Origin of the sequence: Azospirillum sp. TSO5 (genome assembly GCF_003116065.1) — a bacterium.
Taxonomy (GTDB): domain Bacteria; phylum Pseudomonadota; class Alphaproteobacteria; order Azospirillales; family Azospirillaceae; genus Azospirillum.
Window position 1 is genome coordinate 1 of the sequence record NZ_LGQY01000123.1, and the last position, 18,406, is coordinate 18,406.

Here is an 18,406-nt window from a genome sequence, read left to right on the forward strand (position 1 = left end):
GGCGGCCTCGCTGCTGGCGGTGATCGCGGTGGCGATGCTGGGCCGGCGGCAGATCGGCGGGCACACCGGCGACGTCTTCGGCGCCGCGCAGCAGGTGGCGGAGGCCGCTGTCCTGCTGACCCTCTCCGCCTTCTTGGGAGCAGTTGCATGAGCGCGGTGAGCCTTACCCCGCTGACCGTCACCCGCTGGTGGCTGATCCGCCATGCGCCGGTCCACAACCCGGACAACGTGATCTGCGGGGCGAGCGACCGCGAGGCCGACACCGGCAACCGCGCCCCGGCGGCAGCACTCGCGGCCAGCCTCCCCGCCGACGCCCTGTGGCTGACCAGCCCGCTGCGCCGCAGCCGCCAGACCGCCCAGGCGCTGTGGAGCCGCAACCCACGCCTCGCCGACACCGCGGTTGTCGAGCCGGCGCTGGCCGAGCAGGATTTCGGCGAGTGGGAGGGCATCAGCCACGACACCGCGGCCCTGCGCGATGCCGAGGCGGCGGCGCGATTCTGGCGCAATCCGGCCCGCCACGCCCCGCCCGGCGGCGAGAGCTTCGCCACGGTGATGGAGCGTACGGCGGCGGCCCTGCGGCGGCTGACCGACCTCCATGCCGGACGCGATGTGGTTGCGGTGATTCACGCCGGCAGCATCCGGGGCGCGCTGGCGCTGGCGCTGGATCTCACGCCGGAGGCGGCATTGCGGTTGCGGATCGACCCCTGGTCGCTGACCCGGATCGACCACTACCACGCCGGGACAGGATCCTGGTCTGTCGGGGGAGTTAATCAGCAGGTCGGAACTTTCTGACCGCGGCGGGCGTTCCCCAGTCTCCGTTGGGCTACCGAACGAGAGGCAGACCATGGTCCATAGCACCACCGCCGGCCATAACCCCGACCAGGGCGAAGTCAAAAAGCTCTGGGAGATGATGAAGAGCGTTCAGGTCGCGATGATGACGACGCTGGACGACAACGGCCGGATGAACTCCCGTCCGATGGCGACGCTGTCCCATGCGGGGTTCGAAGACGGCACCTTGTGGTTCTTCACCCGCGCCCATTCCGAAAAGGTGGACGAGATCGACCGCCACTGGCGCGTCAACCTCGCCTACGCCAACCCCGACAAGCAGGATTACGTGTCCGTTTCCGGCGTCGCCGAGGTGGTGCGCGATCGCGACAAGATCCGCTTCCTGTGGCGCGACATCATGAGCACCTGGTTCCCCCAGGGTCCGGACGATCCAGAGGTGGCGCTGCTGAAGGTGTCGGTCGATCAGGCCGAATACTGGGACAGCCCGTCCAGCACCATGGTCTACGCCTATGGCTATGTGAAGGCGAAGCTGACCGGCCAGTCGCCCGATCCGGGCGACAACGCGAAGATCGCTTTCCAGTAAGTCGAACGGGCCGGTAAGACGCGTGCGATGGGCGCTCCGGCGCCCATCCCTCTCAGAACTTCACGAACCGGTTGAACCACCGCCCCAACGGCCCCGTCAGCTTCAGCCCGCCGATGGTGGTGGCGAGGCACAGGCAGCCTTCCGGGTCCGACACCGGCCGGTGGACCAGCGACGGGTCGCCGATGGCTAGATCGCCGGGCAGAAATGCGCCGAACTCGTCGGAGAAGCCGCCCTCCAGCACCACGGTCAGCTCGATCCCGCCATGGGTGTGCTGCGGCACGCCGACCCCACCCTTCATGCGGATCAGCCGGGTCGTCCCGTTCGGACCCGACAGCAAATCCATGCAGCGCATGCCCGGCTGAAGGAAGCGCCAGCCGCCCTCACCGATCCGCCCGTCGCCGTCGAGCCGCCCGCGCAGATAGCTGCGCAACGGTTCCGGATAGCGCGACTTTTCAGGTGACGGCTTTACCGCCGGGCGGCAGGGCGCCGGCCGCTCGTGGTCCAGGCGGGCCATCAGCGCTTCCAGGCAGCCGTCGGACAGCGGTTCCGGCTCCAGATCGTCCAGCAGGGCGCCGCCGATCGCCTCCATCTCCGCCACCGCGTGGCGGCAGGCGGGGCAGAAGGCCATGTGGGTGGCGACGGCCAGCGAGGCGCCTTCGCACAGGGCGCCGCCGGCATAGTCGATCAGCAGGGTGTCGCCGGGGTGGTGGCTCGGCCGGTTCATCGGAAATGCCTCATCCGACATCCTTCAGCGACCGGCGCAGGCGTTCCATCGCCAGACGCAGGCGCGATTTGACGGTGCCGAGCGGGATGCCGTTCTCCGCGGAAATGACGCTGTGCGGCTTGTCCTCGAAATAAGCCATGCGCAGAAGCTCGGCCTGTTCCGGCGGCAGGTCCTTCAGCGCGGCGCGCAGGCGCCCGCTGCTTTCCTTCGCCTCGATCCGGCGGTCGGCGGCCTCGTCGGGTTCGGGCACCAGGGCGGGATCGTCGGGGTCGATCTCCGGCCGCTGTTCGCGGCGCAACACATCGATTCGCTTGTTTCGCGCGATGGTGAACACCCAGGTGCCGGCCGAGGCGTGACTCGGATCGAAGGTTTCGGCACGACGCCAGACCAACAGCATGACCTCCTGAACAAGCTCTTCCGCCGCACCGGAATCGCATCCCAACCGGCGCAGATACGTCTTCAGCCGTGGCGCGAAGTGGCCGAACAGCACCCCGAACGCCTGTTTGTCCCGCTCGCGCCCAACGGCGACGAGCAGGGTTTCCAGGCTGGGGGCCGTGTCGGCCGCGGGGGTGTGCTGGTCCTGCATGGTCCCATTCAAGGGGAACATCGGCCGCCGCACAAGCCGGGGATGGCACCCATTCCCGGAAATCGCGGCAGCGCCCCCTTTTTCAAGGCCGCTGCGTCAATCCTGCACTTTGCCCCGCACGCCACCGGCCGTCACGCCGGGCTGTATGTCGCATCGTGACCTTCGGTACGCAACCTCCCGGCCGCCGGATCACAAAAAAACCCGGCTTGCGGCATTTTGTTCGGATTTGCCGGGCGATTAGGCCAGAGTCTATCTGATGAACCCCATGGCGCGCAGGGCCTCCCCCACCTCCGGCATCTCCAGCGCCTCGACGAAGCGGCGGACGGCCGGACGGTCGCGGCGGGCGGCGGGAATGACGAAGTCGTAATGCTCCTCCTGCAGCGGCAGGAAGCCCAGCCCATAGAGGTTCGCAGCGGTTTCGATGGCGACGCCCCAGTCGGCGCGGTTCTGCGCCACCGCGACGGCAACGGCATTGTGCGACTTGGCCTGCGTCCAATAGCCGGTCGGCCGCGCCGGCCCCAGCAGCCGGTCGGTCAGGATGCGGGTGCCGCTGCCGGCATTGCGGTTGATCAGGATGCAGTCGGCCAGACCGGCGACCGCGGCCACCGCCTCCGCTGCCGTCCGCCCTTCGAACCGCGGGTCGCCGCGGCGGAAAACGATGCCCTGCATGCGGCGATAGCCGGTCACCAACTCCAGCCCCGGCGCCAGGAAGGGAATGTTGTAGGTACCAGTCGCCGGGTCCATCAGATGGACCGGGGCGATGTCGCACTCCCCGCGCCGCGCCGCCGCAAGCCCGCCCATCGAGCCGACATTCAGCGCCTTGACCGTCATTCCCTCGCCGATCAGCCGGCCGAGCACGGCGTTCAGCCCGATGCACTGGCTGCCCACCACGATCAGATCGGCGGGAGCCAGCGAACGGCCGAGCAACTGGACCGACACCGGCGTGCCGGCCTCCACCGCCTCCGCCTGGGCGTCGATGGCCAGGAAGCCGTCGGCATGGCTGAAGGCGGTGACCGCGCCCGATCCCTTGGACAGCGGATAGGCCGCCAGCTCGTCCTCGTCGGCGCCATGGACCAGCGAGACCATGACATACTCCGTGCGCCCGCGTTCCGACCCCAGCCGCACCGGCAGGGTGGCCGGCACCTCCTCCGTCAGCGCCGGCGGCAGGCCGGCCATGGCGCGGATCACCGGGGCGACGAAGCTGTGGAAGGTGAACATGGCCGAGGTCGGGAAGCCCGGCAGGATCACCACCGGCTTGCCGCCGGTCACCGCGAGGCACAGCGGCTTGCCCGGCTTCAGCGCCACGCCATGGGCGACGATGCCGGGATCGGACAGCTGCGCCACGATGCGGTGGGAGCGGTCGCCCGCCCCCTTCGACGTGCCGCCCGACAGCAGCAGCGCGTCGCACTCCAGCCCTTTGGCGACCAGCCGTTCCAGCGCCGCGTCCTCGTCCGGGGCGATGCCCAGCGGCACCGGCTCACCGCCCAGTTCGGAAACCGCGGCGGCCAGGATGGCGCCGTTGCTGTCATAGACCGCCCCGGTGCGGATCGGCTGGCCCGGCGCTACGATCTCGTCGCCGGTCGACAGGATGGCGACGCGCGGCCGGCGCACCACCGGCACCTCGGCCAGCCCGATGGCGGCCAGCACGCCGATCTCGCGCGAGGTCAGCGACTGCCCCCGGCGCAGCACCACCTCGCCCCGGCCAATGTCGGAGCCGGCGGCGGCGACGAAGGCTCCGGGGGTCGCCGGGCGGGTCAGGGTGACGAACAGGCCGTCGGGCCGCTCCACCGCCTCGGTCGTCTCCACCATCACCACGGCGTCGGCGCCACGCGGCAGCATGCCGCCGGTGGCGATCACGGTGGCGGTGCCGGGCTCCACCGTCAGTTCGGGGGCATGGCCGGCCGCCAGCACCTCGTCGTTCAGACGCAGGGCGACCGGACGATCCTCTGCCGCCCCCACCGTGTCGGCGGCGCGCACGGCGAAGCCGTCGACCACCGAGCGGTCGAAGCCGGGGACGTCCACCTCCGCCACCACGTCGGCGGACAGCACGCGGCCGAGCGATGCTGCCAGCGGCACCCGCTCCTCCCCCCGCGGCGACAGGTCGAGGTGGCGGTGGAAACGGGCGCGCGCCTCCTCCCCACTGACCACCTCAAGGAACTGGTCCTGGCGGGCGGCCTGGGCGACGAAACGGCGGATGTCCTCACGGCTGCGGTCGGAGCTGTGCACGCGGCAAACCCTTACGGAAAAAGATCAGGGCGGAAGAAGATCAGGCGAAACGATACATAGTGACTGGAGCGCCGTCCGGCACGCCTTCGCTGTCCGCCCCGATCAGGACGAAGCCGTCGGCCCGCGCCGCCGCCGCCAGTCCCGGCCAGTTGGGCGAGGCCACCGGCTCCACCCTGCCGTCCTCGCCCAGCCGGACCCGGTGCAGGTCGAAGCTGCCGATCTCCGACACCAGCTTGCGCGCGGTCACCGCCTCGACCGTCGCATGGGGCAGAACGGCCGGCAAGCCGGCGGCACGCCGCACCGCGCGCCCGGCCAGCAGCTCATAGGCCGCCAGCGCCGCCATCGGCTCGCCCGGCAGCAGCAGGACCGGAACACCGCCGGCAAGCCCGAGCCCGGCGCTGCCGCCCGGCCGCATGGCGATGCCGTGCAGGTCGAGGCTGCCGGCCTGCGCCAGACCGGGCGGCGCCACGTCGTCGGGACCGGTGCCGGTGCGCCCGGCCGACAGGATCAGGTCGGCGCCCGGCCGGGCAAAGGCCTCGGCCAAGGCATCGAGGTCGGCGGGCAGTTCCTCGACCGCCGCGACCACGCCGCCGTCGCGCCCGACCAGCGCCGCCAGCATCGCGCCGAGTTGCTCCGGTGCGCCGGCCTTGGGACCGCCGGCCAGCAGGATGCGCACTGACGGTGCCGGCAGGACCGGCGCCGCGCTGTGCCCGGCGGCGGCGAGCAGGCCGAGATCGCCGGGGCGCAGGCGCCGCCCGGCCGGCAGCAGGGGGCTTCCGGCGACGGTCCAGGCGCCGCGCCGCTCCACCCCGCTGCCGGGCGCCACCGCGTCGATCGCCTCGATGAAGGGGCCGACGGCCTGCGCCGCCTCGAACGGGATCACCGCGTCGCAGCACGGCGGCAGCGGATCGCCGGCGCTCACCGCCACCGCAGCCGTCAGCGGCACCGGGTTGTAGGAGCCGGCCCCCAGTGTGTCGGCCGCCGCCACGGCAAAGCCATCCACCGCCGCCCGGTCGGCCGGCGGCCAGTCGCCCGTCGCCGCGACTGCATCGGCCAGCCGCAGCCCGGCACACTCCGCCAGGGGCAGAGTCCTTGCAGCCGGCGAGGCAACCCGGGCATCGACCCAATCCCAGGCGTCCGTCAGCGGCACACGGCGGGCGAAGCCGCGACCGCGGACGTCATGGAAAGGCGATGGAGGAGGCGGGGCGGTCACAGCGCCGGCACCGTGGCGTCCTGCACGCGGTTCCGGCCGGTGCGCTTGGCGCGGTAGAGCAACTGGTCGGCCATCTCCGCCAGCTTTTCAGGGCTGCTCTCGGCGGACGGGATCACGGTGGCGACGCCCAGGCTGATGGTGACGAAGGGGGCGACCGGCGACTGCGCATGCGGGATGCGGCGTTCGGCGACACCGGCCCGGAACCCCTCGGCCACGCGGGTGGCGCCGGGGCCGTCCGTCTCCGGCAGCAGGCAGACGAACTCCTCCCCGCCATAGCGGGCGACGAGATCGCTCGGCCGCCTTGCCCGCTCCGCCAGCACCTCGGCCACGATGCGCAGACATTCGTCGCCGGCCTGATGGCCGTACTGGTCGTTGTAGGCCTTGAAATGGTCGACATCGAGGATGATGAGCGACAGCGGCAGGTGCGACCGGGCGCAGCGCCGCCATTCGCGCGTCATCGCCTCGTCGAAGCGGCGGCGGTTGGCGATGCCGGTCAACCCGTCGAGGAAGGACAGGCTGCGCAGCAGGTCGGTCTGCCGTTTCAGCAGCAGGTGGTTGCGCACCCGCGCCTTCACGATGGGCGGGCTGATCGGCTTGGTGATGAAGTCGATGGCGCCAACCTCCAGCCCGCGCGTCTCGTCCTCCACCTCGCTCTTGGCGGAAATGAAGATGACGGGGATGTCGTAGGTGGTGGGATCGTCCTTGATGCGGCGGCACACCTCGAACCCGTCCATCCCCGGCATCATGATGTCCAGCAGGACGAGGTCGGGCATTCGCGCCTGGACAAGATCCAGCGCCTTTTCGCCGTCGGTGGCGAAATAGATGTCGTAATCGTCCTTCAGGATGCGGCTGAGCACGTGGACGTTGGACGGGATGTCGTCAACCACCAGGATTTTAGGGCGGGGATCGGCCATGGGCGCGTTCAGACCGTCGGTAACGAAAGGCCGAGGTCGCGTGCGATCCGCTGCACAATCCCAAGCGCCTTGGTGAAGTCCAGAGCGTCGATGGCGGCGGACAGCCCCTTCATCGTCGAAGGTTCGACCCAGTCCGTCAGCAACGGCGCCAGCATAGCGAACTCTTCCGCCGCTGCGAAGTTGCTGTCCTGCAACAAAGTTGCGAATTGCGGGAGTTGCCCGGCCAGCAGCCGCCGGCTTTCCGCCGACCGGGCGGGCGTGGCCGGTTCTCCCGTCCCTCCGTCCGCCGCCTCTCCGCCGACGCCTTCCGCCGCGAGGCGGCGTGCGCTGTCCAGCACCAGCGCCAGTTCGGCGCGCAACACCGGCACCTCGGCCGCCACCGCCGCGGCGTCCCCGCGCTGGGCCGCGATCTGCACCGCATCGGCGGACTCCGACAGGCGGCGGGCACCGACGTTGCCGGCGACACTCTTCAGCTCATGCGCGATGGATTTCGCCACCGACAGGTCGCCGCCCTCCAGCGCCCCGGCGATCCGTTCGACGACATCGCCATAGCTCCCGGCGAACTGGCCGATGAAGCGGCGGAACAGGCCGGCGTCGCCATCCAGCCGGTTGAGCGCGTCGGCAAGGTCGATGCCCGGCAGCTCATCGGGCAGATTGGTCCCTTGGCCGGCCCCTTGTCCGGCCCGACGGCCGGCCGGCGCGGGCGACGCGGCGGCGATGCCCGATGCGGAAGCGCCGGCGGCCGTCAGCATGGCTTCCCCCTGGGGCGGGATCGGCCCGGCACCGCAGGGCGTGGAGGGCCGGACCGCCACCAGCGGCGGGCCGATCCAGCGGGCCAGCGTGGCGAACAGCTGCGGCAGGTCGAGCGGCTTCGGCACATGGGCGTCCATTCCATTGTCGAGGCAGCGCTGCCGATCGGCCGGCAGGGCGCTCGCGGTCATGGCGATGATCGGCAGTTGCCGTCCGCCCGGCAGCGCACGGATCGCCGCCGTGGCCGCGAAGCCGTCCATGTCCGGCATCTGCACGTCCAGCAGCACGGCGTCGAAGGGCTGCTCCGCGCTCCGCACGCACTCCACCGCCTGCCGTCCGGTGCCGACCGTGGTGACGCTTGCCCCGGCGCGTTCGAGGATCTCCCGTGCCACCTGCCGGCTGATGGCGTTGTCGTCGGCCAGCAGCAGGCGGCGGCCATGCAGCGCCCTGCTGGCATCCCAGACCGGCCCCCACAGGCCGCCGCCCGGCGATCCGGCACCATGCTCGCCGGCAGGCGCCGGGACCGGGACCGGCAGGCGGAGACCACCCTCGGGCTGGCCACTTTGAGCATAGGCGACCGTGACGGCGTCGAGCAGGGTGGAGGCGGTGACCGGCTTCACCAGGAAACCGGAGATTCCGGCCTCCTCGAACCGGCTGCCCAGCCGCTCGCGGCCATAGCCGCTGATGACGATGATCATCGGCGTGCCGGACTCGGCGTCGGCGCGGATGCGGCGTGCCGCCTCGATGCCGTCCATCCCCGGCATCTTCCAGTCCATCAGCACCACGTCATAGGCATGGCCGGCGGCGGCCGCGCGCTCCAGCTCGGCGATGGCGGACTGCCCGTCGCAGCAGGCGCTGACGGTCCAGCCGAAGGCGGTGGCGATCTCGCCCAGCACTTCGCGCGCGGTGGGGTTGTCGTCGACCACCAGCACCGTCAGGTCGCGCGGCACCGGCCGCAGCGGCAGGGCGGTCCGTCCCACCGCGCCGCGCTGGAGGCCGAATTCCGCCTGGAAGCGGAAGACGCTGCCCTTGCCGGGTTCGCTCTCCACATCCATGGCGCCGTTCATCAGCCGGACCATCCGCGCGCAGATCGCCAGCCCCAGACCGGTGCCGCCGAAGCGCCGCGTGGTGGAGCCGTCGCCCTGGCTGAAGGCCTGGAACAGCCGCTCGCGCTGCTCCGGCGCGATGCCGATGCCGGTGTCGCGCACGGCGAAGTCCAGCACGGCGCGCTCGCCGCTCAGCGACCGCACACGGACCGACACCACCACCTCGCCGGCCTCGGTGAACTTGATGGCGTTGCCGGCCAGGTTGATCAGGATTTGCTGGAGGCGCAGCGGATCGCCGATCAAATCCAGCGGCACGTCCGGCGCCACGGAGAACAGGACGTCGATGTCCTTCTCCTGCGCGGCCGACCCGACGATCACCGCCAGCGTCTGCAACAGGTCGTCCAGGCGGAAATCGACCCGCTCCAGCTCCAGCTTGCCGGCCTCCACCTTGGAGAAGTCGAGGATGTCGTTCAGGATGCCCAGCAGCGACTGCGCCGACACCCGCACCTTCTGCACATAATCCGCCTGCCGGGCGGTCAGCTCCGTCTGCTGCAGCAGGTGGATCAGCCCGAGGATCGCGTTCATCGGCGTGCGGATCTCGTGGCTCATGTTGGCCAGGAACTCGCTCTTGGCGCGGCTCGCCGCCTCCGCCGCCAGACGGGCGCGCTGCATCGCCGCCTCCGCCCGCTTGCGCTCGGCGATCTCGTGGAAGACCACCACGGCGCCCTCCACCTTGCCGTCGGCCAGCATGGGCGAGGCGGTGTATTCGACCAGGAACGGCGTGCCGGCCTTGGTCCAATAGGTGTCCTCCAGCCCACGGCGGCTCTCCCCGCTCAGCAGCACCTCGGTCACCGGGCATTCGAGCGCCGGGAAATGGCTGCCGTCGGCGCGGCGCGAATGGATCAGCGAGTGCAGATTGCCGCCCAGCAGTTCCTCGTTGGCATAGCCGGTCAGCGCGGAGGTGGCGGGATTGGCGAAGGTGATCATCCCGCCGCGGTCGACGCCGCAGATGCTGTCGGACGCCGAATGCAGGATCAGGTTCAGCCGGCGGTTGGCGCTGGCAAAGGCCTCGTTGGCGGTCTCCAACTCGCGCTTCTTGGCGTCCAGTTCGGCGTTGGTATCGGCCAGTTCCCGGCGGCCGGCGACCTCGCGTTCCAGGCTGCGCAGCGCGGCATAGGCCAGCCCGGCGCAGGCCAGCACCGCCAGCCCGACCAGGATGCTGCCGCGGACCGTCCGCTCCCGCCAGGGAGCAAGCTCCGTCCCCTTCGATAAGGCGACGAAGACGACCAGCGGCAGGGTCGGCACCCGCTGGTAGGACAGGATGCGCCGGCCCGCCGGCCCGTCCACCTCGAAGACCTCGGTCGCGGCCTCCGCCGCATGGCGCAGCACCGTCGGCCCTTCCGGCCCGTCCAGCGGTTCGGTGGAGGGGAAACGCAGCACCGGCTTGCCGTCGGTGCGGTAGAGCGCGATCGCCGATCCGTGGCCGAGATCCAACCCCTCGAACAGCATCCGGTAGTAGTCGATCTCGATGTTGGCGTGGATGACGCCCAGGAATCGGCCGTCCTGCAGGATGGACCGGCTGACGGTGAAGGACTGGGCGCCTGTCAGCCGGCCGGTGATCCGCTCGCCGACATAGAAATCGGCGCCATCGCGGTGGGCCTGGAAATAGGCGCGGTCGGACACGTTGCCGGCCGGTGCCGGGAACTGGCGGCTGGACAGGATATTGTCGCCGGTCGGGCCATGCACCCACAGCGCCGCGATCTCCGGCAGGTTCTCCACCATGTCGCGGATGGTGATCCAGGCCTCGCGGTTGGAGTCCAGGCCGGCCATGCCGTGGTGATGGATCAGATCCTGCGTGCGGCCGATGGCGAGGTCGGCGGTTGCGACCGTCCGCCGCACATGCTCCTGCAGCAGACGGGCGGTGGACTGGGCCTGCTCCCGGCTGTGGCGCAGGGTCTCTTCCCGGTCGGCCCAGACGACATAGCCCCAGAACCCGGCGCCCATCAGCGCGATCAGGGCGAAGGCGGCGGCCAGCAGCAGGCGGGTCCGCGTGGGCGATAGCGTGAGAACCGCAGCGTCGATCCCGTGTCTGTCCATCATTGCCGAATCATCGCCGCCCACCGGCCCTTCCGCCTAGATCGGTCGGAGTATGGTCTTGCGCCGGCTGCGACCGCAAGCAACTTGATGGGTGCAACGATGGCGTTGGCGACACCCGGCGCTTGCGGGGGACCCCTCCGGTACAGCCCCCCTTGCACCGCCTGTCTTTGCGTGCGGTCTGCGGCATCGTCCCCATAGTTACGTCCGATATTTGTCTCATCTGTCGTCCGATCCTCCGTTTCGCCGTGAAAGCGCCCGTCCGATGGCCGACCGCCCTGCCCCGTCGTTCAAGCCTCTATTGGCCGGCCTGCTCGCGCTGGCCGCCGGTTCCGCCCTCGCCCTGACCATGCTGCCGGCCACCGCCCTGGCCCAGGCGGCGATGACCGGCCCGGTGCGCTCCGACCCGATGCAGACGGTCGGCGCCGAGGTGCATGTGCGGATCGAAACGCTGCCGAAGCCCTACGCCACCCCCGCCGTCGCCAACCAGGCGGTGCAGGTGCCGCGTCCCGAGGACCAGCCGCTGCGCGCCCCGCGCGGCTTCACCGTCACCCTGTTCCGCGACCATGTGGAGAATGCCCGCAACCTGCTGGTCCTGCCCAACGGCGACGTGCTGGTGGCGCAGCAGCGGCCGGGCAGCCTGACGCTGCTGCGCGATGCCGACGGCGACGGCCGGGCGGAGATGGCCCAGGTCTGGGCCGACGGCTTCGACCATCCCTTCGGCCTCGCCTTTCATGACGGGGCGGTGCTGGTCGGCGATCTGGCGGGGGTGTGGCGCCTGCCCTGGACCGCCGGGACCGTCCAGGCGGGGGAACGGCGGCGACTGACGGCCGAGGGCGCCTTCGGCCGGCGCGGCGGCCACAACACGCGCTCCATCGCGGTGGCGCCCGACGGACGGCATTTCTATGTCGGGATCGGATCGGAATCGAACATCGGGACGGAGGCCGAACCGCGCGCCACCATCCAGGAATTCCGCATGGACGGCAGCGGCCAGCGCACCTACGCCGCTGGCCTGCGCAATCCGGTCGGCCTCGCCTTCAAGCCCGGCACCGGCGACCTCTATGCCGTGGTGAACGAGCGCGACGGGCTAGGCGACCAGCTGGTGCCCGATTTCCTGACGATGGTGAAGCCGGGCGGCTTCTATGGCTGGCCCTATTCCTACATCGGCGACAACCCGCAGCCGGACCTCGCCGAACGGCGGCCCGATCTGGTGAAGGCGGCGCTGGTGCCGGGGCTGCTGTTCCAGGCGCATTCGGCGCCGATCGGGCTGGCCTTCGGCGACGCCACCCATTTCCCGGAGCGCTACCGCATGGGCGCCTTCGTCTCGCTGCACGGGTCTTGGAACCGGTCCCGCCCCACCGGCTATGCCGTCGCCTTCGTGCCCTTCGACACCGCGCCCTTCGACAAGAGCAAGCCGACCGGCACCTATGAGACCTTCGTCACCGGCTTCCGCGTGACCAGCCCCGCCGGCACCGCCACCGGAAGCGCCGCCGAGGGCGACGAGACACCGAAGGTCTGGGGCCGGCCGAGCGGTTTGGCGGTGACAGCCGACGGCGCCCTGCTGATCGCCGAGGACGCCTCCGGCACGGTCTGGCGCGTCGCCTACGCCGCGGCGGACAAGGAAACAGAGAAGGAGCCGGCGGCGGGCCCCAAGCGCTGACTGTTGGGCGCTGACCGCTCAGCAGCACCCGTCCCTCAGCTCTCGTCTTTCCGCCGGCTGCCCTGGACCAGGGCGGCGACGACGCCGTGGAAGGTGCGCACCTCCTGCTCGGTCATTTCCATCCGCTCGAAGGCGTTGCGGAGCGTGCGGACCATCGAAGGGCGCTTCTCCTCGCTGGTGAAGAAGCCGGTGCGGTCCAGCGCCGCCTCCAGCCGTTCGAAGAAGTTCACCCGCTCCGCCATCGTCGCCGGGCGGGTCTGGCCGGTGTGCAGGAAGCGGTCGGGTGTGCGGTCGCCCGCCTGGAACCACTCGTAGCCGATCAGCAGCACCGCCTGCGCCAGATTGAGCGAGGAGAAGGCCGGGTTCAGCGGCACCGTGACCAGCGTCTGGGCGAAGGTCAGGTCGTCGTTGAAAAGCCCGGTGCGCTCCGGCCCGAACATCACGCCGACCTTCTGCCCGGCGGCATAGCGTTCCCGCATCTCGCCCGCCGCGACGCGCGGGGTGACGAAACGCTGGATCATGTCGCGGGTGCGCACCGTGGTGGCGAAGACCGACTCCAGATCGGCGACCGCCTCGGCCGTCGTCTCGAAGATCTTCGCGTTGTCGATGACGAGGTCGGCGCCGGACGCGGCGGCACTGGCCTTTGGATTCGGCCAGCCGTCGCGCGGCTTGACGAGGCGCAGGTCGGTCAGCCCGCAATTCAGCATCGCGCGCGCGCAGGCGCCGATGTTCTCGCCGAGCTGTGGCTGCACCAGGATGACGGCCGGGCCGCCAAGGATGGACTCACGGGTGGGGTTCTGGCCGGAGGTCATGGGACGTATATTCGTTTGAGGTGAAGTGCTATGGCCCCCTCCCCGACCCTCCCCCGCTAACGCGGGAGAGGGAGTCACTCGCAGAGCGGCGGCAGTCCCCTCTCCCGCAAAGCGGGGGAGGGTTAGGGAGGGGGCAATCTGAACCCGCGCTTGGCCTATTCCTGCTGCTCCGCCGGCTCCGCCTCGACCTTCACCGGGCCACCGTCGATGGCGGTCAGGCGCTTCTTCAGGTCGGAGACGTCGGCGTACAGGCGTTTCAGGCGGGCGAGGCCCTTGTATTGTTCGAAGGCGCGGGCGCGCGGCACGGCGGGATAGCCCATCCACACCGACTTCGGCGGGATGTCCATGCCGACGCCGGAATTGGCCGCCACCACCGCGTCGCTGCCGATCTTCACATGGTCGGCGACGCCGACCTTGCCGGCCAGCACCACGCGGTCGCCGATCACCGTGCTGCCGGCGATGCCGACATGGCCGCACAGCATGCAGTTGGTGCCGACCTGGACGTTGTGGCCGATCTGGACGAGGTTGTCGATCTTGGTGCCGTTGCCGATGCGGGTGGCCGTCACCGTGCCGCGGTCGATGGTAGCGCCGGCGCCGATCTCGACATCGTCGCCGAGGATCACCGTGCCGATGGAGTTCACCCGGCGGATCAGCACGTTGGTGCCGACGACGCGGCCCGTGGTCTTGGCAGATTCGACGCTGCCCGGCTCCGGCGTGACGAAGCTGAAGCCGTCATTGCCGACGGCGGCGTTGGGATGGATGATGCAGCGGGCGCCCATCTCCACCCGTTCGCCGATGCGGGCGCCGGGATGCAGCAGGCAGCCCTCGCCGATCACCGCGTCGGCGCCGACGGTGACGTGCGGCAGGATGATGACCCCGGCACCGATGCGGGCGCGCGGACCGACATAGGCGAAGGGGGCGATGGAGGCATCGGGCGCCACCACAGCGTCGGGCGCCACATAGGCCTGCGCCGACACGCCCGGTTCGGCATGGACCGGCTTTTCGAAGATGTCGAGCATCCCGGCCATGGCGTAGCGCGGACGCTTCACCACGATGCGGCCCTTGATGCCGTCCGGAACCTCGACCCCTTCGGCGACCACGGCGGCGACCGCCTTGCTGCCGGGCAGCAGGGCCATCAGGTCCTTGTCCATCGCCAGCGCCAGATCCTCCGGCCCCTCCGCTTCCGACGGATGGACGGCGCGGCGGATGGTGAGGGAGCCGTCGCCTTCGACCGCGGCGCCCAGCGCTTCAGCGATCTCGGTGAGGGTACGGGGAGCCTGGGTCATGGAACGCACCGGTATCAGGGTCTTGCACGGGGGCGGACCCTAACACGGGTGTCCGGCGGATGGCGAGGCGTCAGAACGCGGCCCCGGCCTGCGCATCGGTGGTCCGCCCGCCCTTGGCGCCGGGCCGCAGCCACCCCTTCACCCGCTCCTTCACCCGACGCATCAGCGGCTGGCGCGCCTGCACCGCATAATATTTGCGCACCGTCTCCAGGATCTCCCAGGTGCCGGTGAAGCCCATCGGCAGCACCAGCGCATCGCCGGCCTTGTATTCGCGCGGGACCCCGCCTTCCGGCGTGATGATGACCCGGCCCGACAGCAGGACGCAGAACTCGTGATAGGGCCAGTCCTTCATCGCGACGAGGCCCGGCGTGCACTGCCACACCCCCGACCGGAAGCGGCTATAGTCGCCTTCGAAGATGTTGCGGTGAATCTCCAGCGGCTGGCCGGACAGGATGGCGCCGAAAACCGCCGGCTTGCCGACCTCGTCGTCGGCGATGCGGCGGCTGTCGATGGGAATGGGGGTGTGGTCGGGCATCGGCTCTCCCGGTTGGAGGGTGGAGGGTCGGCGACCCAAGGTCATGGGCGGGGCCACGGCCCGTCGGCGCCCCTGCGCAACACCTGACGCCGCCGAAGGTTCCTCCAGGCGCGAAAAAATTCATTTGCCCAGATTGATGATCTCCACCCGCCGGTTGGCTGCCGCCTTCGGCTGGTCGGGCAGCAGCAGCTCCCGCGCGCCCATGCCCGACGCCTCCAGCCGGTCGCGGCGGATGTGGTGCTTGGACACCAGATACTCGACCACCGCCGCCGCCCGCTTCCTGGACAGGGCAAGGTTCGCCGCGTCGCCGCCGACGGCGTCGGTATGGCCGACGATGCGGAAGCGGGTGTTGCCGGCCGTCGCCATCACCGTTGCCACCTTGTCGAGGATCGCCCGCGATTCCGGCCGGATGACGGCGGAGTTGAAATCGAACTCCACCCGGAAGGCGGCGCGCAGCTCCGGCGCCGGCATCGCCGCCGGCCCCGGCAGAGGCGGCACTGTCACCGGCGCCGGCCGCTCGGCCGGGGGAGTGGCCGGCGGCGGGGCGGCGGGACGCTGCATCGCCACCGGCGGGCAATTGGGGCCGGTGGTGCCGAGCAGAGCCGCCTGGATCTCGCATTCGCTGGGATTCGGCCCCATCGGCATTGCCGGGTTCGGCAACCCCTGGGCGATCGCCCCGACCGGCAGGGCCAGCCAGACGCAAGCGCCAAGAGCCAAGCCAAGCCGCATGGCCGCATTGTTCGGACCGCGGACGGTCGTGTCAAATTGCTCGTGGAACAGTCCTGCGTGCATCTGTACGATCCCGGTCCGTATCTTTCGTATAGGGCGCTTGGGAGGAAACAAGCATGAAATCGCTGAAGGCTCTGCTCGCCGGCATCGCGCTGGCCGCGCTGACGGTTCCGGCCTTGGTTGCCGGTGCGGCGAACGCTGCCGACTACAAGGCGGAGTACAAGCTTTCCACCGTTCTGGGCAAGCCCTTCCCCTGGGGCGTCGGCGGCGACCGCTGGGCCGAGCTGGTCAAGGAGAAGACCGGCGGCCGCATCAACATCAAGATGTATCCCGGCACTTCGCTGGTGAACGGCGACCAGACCAAGGAATTCACCGCACTCCGCCAGGGCACCATCGACATGGCGGTCGGCTCCACCATCAACTGGTCGCCGCAGGTGAAGGAGCTGAACCTCTTCTCCCTGCCCTTCCTGATGCCCGACCACAAGGCGCTCGACGCCCTGACCCAGGGCGAGGTGGGCAAGAAGCTGTTCGACCTGCTCGCCACCAAGGACGTGGTGCCGCTGGCCTGGGGCGAGAACGGCTTCCGCGAGATCTCCAACTCCAAGCATCCGATCCGCAAGCCGGCCGACCTGAAGGGGATGAAGATCCGCGTCGTCGGCTCGCCGCTCTATCTCGACACCTTCACCGCGCTGGGCGCCAACCCGACGCAGATGAGCTGGGCCGACGCGCAGCCGGCGCTGTCCACCGGCGCCGTCGACGGGCAGGAGAACCCGCTGTCCATCTTCGTCGCCGCCAAGCTCGCCACGCTGGGGCAGAAGAACCTGACCCTGTGGGGCTATGTCGCCGACCCGCTGATCTTCGTCGTCAACAAGGAAGTCTGGGCCAGCTGGTCGAAGGAAGACCAGGAGGCGGTGCGCGCCGCCGCCGTCCAGGCCGCCGCCGAAGAAGTCGCGATCTCCCGCAAGGGCATCACCGCCGAGGACGACAGCCTGCTGAAGGAGATCACCGCCCAGGGCGTCGAGGTGGTGCGCCTGACCCCGGAGGAGCAGAAGGCCTTCCAGACCGCCACCCAGCCGGTCTTCGACAAGTGGACCAAGCAGATCGGCCCCGATCTGGTGAAGGCCGCCGAGAGCGCCATCGCCGCGCGGAAGTGATCCTCACCTTCGCTGGTGTACGGAATGACGGCGTCCTTCGGGGCGCCGTTTTTCATGGCCGCGAAGCACTTGCTTGTGATGCGTGCCCGCGCGGATTGCGCTACAACTTCCCCAACTTGCCGGAAGGATTGCGGAGCGGGCGCCTATGACGTCGGAGATGCTGCTGGCGCTGTTCTGCATCGGCGCCACCCTGCTGTTCCTGGGCATCCGCCATGCTTTGATCCTGCGGGCCGACCGCCAGATCCGCCGCTGCGGCGCCACCCTGGCCGCCGAACGCGATGCATTGGAAGGTCAGGCCAACGAGCTTGAGGCCATGCAGGCCGAGATCGGGGCGATAAAGGCGAAGCTGGTCGAGCTGTCGACCGAAAAACTGATCCTCAACCGCCGCGGCGGCAAGCGCGCCGCCACAGCGCGCCGCTTCATCCACGAGATCGGCCGGCATGAGCCGGGACGCAACCGCTTCGTCTTCCGGCTGGCGATGGCGCCCGGCTTCACCGCCCGCCCGGATGCCAAGGCGGTGGTCCACCCCGCCATCTGGCGCTTCGAGAACGAGGCGCAGGTCTGGGCCGGCGATTTCGCCGCCGCCCAGATGCTGACCCGAAACATCTTCCATGACGGGGTGGGCGTGACCGTTTCCAGCGAGGGCGCCACCGAAGAGGCTGCGGCCGGGGCTGTCGCGCCATGACCATCGTCTGGCTGCTGGGGGCGGTCACCAGTCTTGGCGTCGGCATGCTGGGCGAACGGATCCTCGGCATCCGCGCCCGCCGCCAGTCGGAGAAGCTGACCGCGCTGAAGGAACGACTGGAAGTCTACGCCAACTACGCCAAGCTCGCCGCCGTCCGCCGGGTGGAGGCGGAGGAAACGCTGGCCGGCCTGCGTCGCGAGGTGGCGGCGGTCGAGGGCGAGATCCTGTCGCTGCAGTCAGTCGTGACCGACGATTCGGCACTTGCGCCGATGGAGTTCCACTGTGTCGACCGCGTCGCCCGCTCCAGCGGTCCGCTGTGGTATGTCGCGGTGGAGGCGCTGGACGCCACCGCCCCGTGGACGGGCGTCCGCACCTACGCCGTCGCCGCCGAGAGTGCGGAGGACGCGCGCAAGCGGATCACCGAACGCCACCCCTCCCCCACCGCCTTCGCCATTTCCCCCGCCGCCCCGCTGGTGCTGCCGGAGGGCTGAGGGGGGGGGCGGTGTTGGGGAGTGGTCGGCTGGCGATTGCCCCCTCCCCGACCCTCCCCCGCTAACGCGGGAGAGGGAGTTAAGCGCGAGAGCGGCGGAGTTCCCTCTCCCACCGAAGGTGGGGGAGGGTTA

General features: G+C 70.2%; 17 protein-coding genes. 7 read left to right on the top strand and 10 right to left on the bottom strand.

The annotated features are described in order from the left end of the window. The first annotated feature begins 19 nt into the window (after positions 1–19). From TSO5_RS26605 to TSO5_RS26615, 3 genes are read left to right on the top strand one after another with little or no spacing between them, the layout of a single operon-like run. The gene (locus TSO5_RS26605; RefSeq protein ID WP_282183536.1) at positions 20–151 is read left to right on the top strand and encodes an adenosylcobinamide-GDP ribazoletransferase; all 132 of its coding nucleotides are present in this window, start codon (positions 20–22) and stop codon (positions 149–151) included. Then, entirely contained in the window at positions 148–792 is a 645-nt protein-coding gene (locus TSO5_RS26610; RefSeq protein WP_109154445.1) for a histidine phosphatase family protein, read from the top strand. Before TSO5_RS26605 ends, TSO5_RS26610 begins: the two co-directional genes overlap by 4 nt. Positions 793–844: 52 nt before the next feature. Then, positions 845–1,369, top strand: a complete 525-nt coding sequence (locus TSO5_RS26615) for a pyridoxamine 5'-phosphate oxidase family protein (protein WP_109154446.1) — start codon at positions 845–847, stop codon at positions 1,367–1,369. Between the two features lie 52 nt (positions 1,370–1,421). Here TSO5_RS26615 and TSO5_RS26620 read toward each other — a convergent pair whose 3' ends face one another. From TSO5_RS26620 to TSO5_RS26645, 6 genes are all read right to left on the bottom strand, one after another. After that, positions 1,422–2,093 carry a ChrR family anti-sigma-E factor gene (locus tag TSO5_RS26620; protein WP_247870979.1) on the bottom strand — a complete coding sequence of 224 codons (672 nt, stop codon included), beginning with the start codon at positions 2,091–2,093 and terminating at the stop codon, positions 1,422–1,424. Between the two features lie 10 nt (positions 2,094–2,103). Then, a complete protein-coding gene (locus TSO5_RS26625) occupies positions 2,104–2,679 on the bottom strand; it encodes a sigma-70 family RNA polymerase sigma factor (RefSeq protein ID WP_109154497.1) in 576 nt (191 codons plus the stop codon). A 249-nt stretch (positions 2,680–2,928) separates the two neighbouring features. After that, positions 2,929–4,905: a molybdopterin biosynthesis protein gene (locus TSO5_RS26630; RefSeq protein WP_109154448.1), complete on the bottom strand. Its 1,977-nt coding sequence runs from the start codon at positions 4,903–4,905 to the stop codon at positions 2,929–2,931. A 40-nt stretch (positions 4,906–4,945) separates the two neighbouring features. Then, the gene (locus tag TSO5_RS26635; protein WP_109154449.1) at positions 4,946–6,118 is read right to left on the bottom strand and encodes a molybdopterin-binding protein; all 1,173 of its coding nucleotides are present in this window, start codon (positions 6,116–6,118) and stop codon (positions 4,946–4,948) included. Then, the gene (locus tag TSO5_RS26640; RefSeq protein ID WP_109154450.1) at positions 6,115–7,032 is read right to left on the bottom strand and encodes a PleD family two-component system response regulator; all 918 of its coding nucleotides are present in this window, start codon (positions 7,030–7,032) and stop codon (positions 6,115–6,117) included. Before TSO5_RS26640 ends, TSO5_RS26635 begins: the two co-directional genes overlap by 4 nt. 8 nt (positions 7,033–7,040) lie before the next feature. Next, on the bottom strand, positions 7,041–10,928 hold the full coding sequence (locus TSO5_RS26645) for a response regulator (protein WP_109154498.1): 3,888 nt from the start codon (positions 10,926–10,928) through the stop codon (positions 7,041–7,043). 259 nt (positions 10,929–11,187) lie between these two features. Between TSO5_RS26645 and TSO5_RS26650 the strand changes: the two genes are divergently transcribed. Next, complete coding sequence (locus tag TSO5_RS26650; protein WP_109154451.1) at positions 11,188–12,582, top strand: PQQ-dependent sugar dehydrogenase; 1,395 nt, start codon at positions 11,188–11,190, stop codon at positions 12,580–12,582. 35 nt (positions 12,583–12,617) lie between these two features. Here the strand turns inward: TSO5_RS26650 and TSO5_RS26655 are convergent, their stop codons facing one another. From TSO5_RS26655 to TSO5_RS26670, 4 genes are all read right to left on the bottom strand, one after another. Continuing rightward, the gene (locus tag TSO5_RS26655) at positions 12,618–13,394 is read right to left on the bottom strand and encodes an RNA methyltransferase (protein WP_109154452.1); all 777 of its coding nucleotides are present in this window, start codon (positions 13,392–13,394) and stop codon (positions 12,618–12,620) included. 155 nt (positions 13,395–13,549) lie between these two features. Then, a complete protein-coding gene (lpxD, locus tag TSO5_RS26660) occupies positions 13,550–14,680 on the bottom strand; it encodes a UDP-3-O-(3-hydroxymyristoyl)glucosamine N-acyltransferase (RefSeq protein ID WP_109154453.1) in 1,131 nt (376 codons plus the stop codon). Positions 14,681–14,750: 70 nt separating this feature from the next. Then, positions 14,751–15,215 carry a cupin domain-containing protein gene (locus TSO5_RS26665; RefSeq protein WP_109154454.1) on the bottom strand — a complete coding sequence of 155 codons (465 nt, stop codon included), beginning with the start codon at positions 15,213–15,215 and terminating at the stop codon, positions 14,751–14,753. A gap of 120 nt (positions 15,216–15,335) precedes the next feature. Then, positions 15,336–16,007, bottom strand: a complete 672-nt coding sequence (locus tag TSO5_RS26670) for an OmpA family protein (RefSeq protein WP_109154455.1) — start codon at positions 16,005–16,007, stop codon at positions 15,336–15,338. 53 nt (positions 16,008–16,060) lie between these two features. Here TSO5_RS26670 and TSO5_RS26675 point away from each other — a divergent pair, with 53 nt between their 5' ends. The 3 genes from TSO5_RS26675 to TSO5_RS26685 all read left to right on the top strand — a co-directional run bounded on the left by TSO5_RS26675 (position 16,061) and on the right by TSO5_RS26685 (position 18,274). Next, entirely contained in the window at positions 16,061–17,098 is a 1,038-nt protein-coding gene (locus TSO5_RS26675; RefSeq protein ID WP_109154456.1) for a DctP family TRAP transporter solute-binding subunit, read from the top strand. 145 nt (positions 17,099–17,243) lie between these two features. Further along, on the top strand, positions 17,244–17,783 hold the full coding sequence (locus TSO5_RS26680) for a hypothetical protein (protein WP_109154457.1): 540 nt from the start codon (positions 17,244–17,246) through the stop codon (positions 17,781–17,783). Next, positions 17,780–18,274: a hypothetical protein gene (locus TSO5_RS26685; protein WP_109154458.1), complete on the top strand. Its 495-nt coding sequence runs from the start codon at positions 17,780–17,782 to the stop codon at positions 18,272–18,274. The genes TSO5_RS26680 and TSO5_RS26685 overlap by 4 nt, the downstream gene beginning before the upstream one ends. The last annotated feature ends 132 nt before the right edge of the window (positions 18,275–18,406 follow it).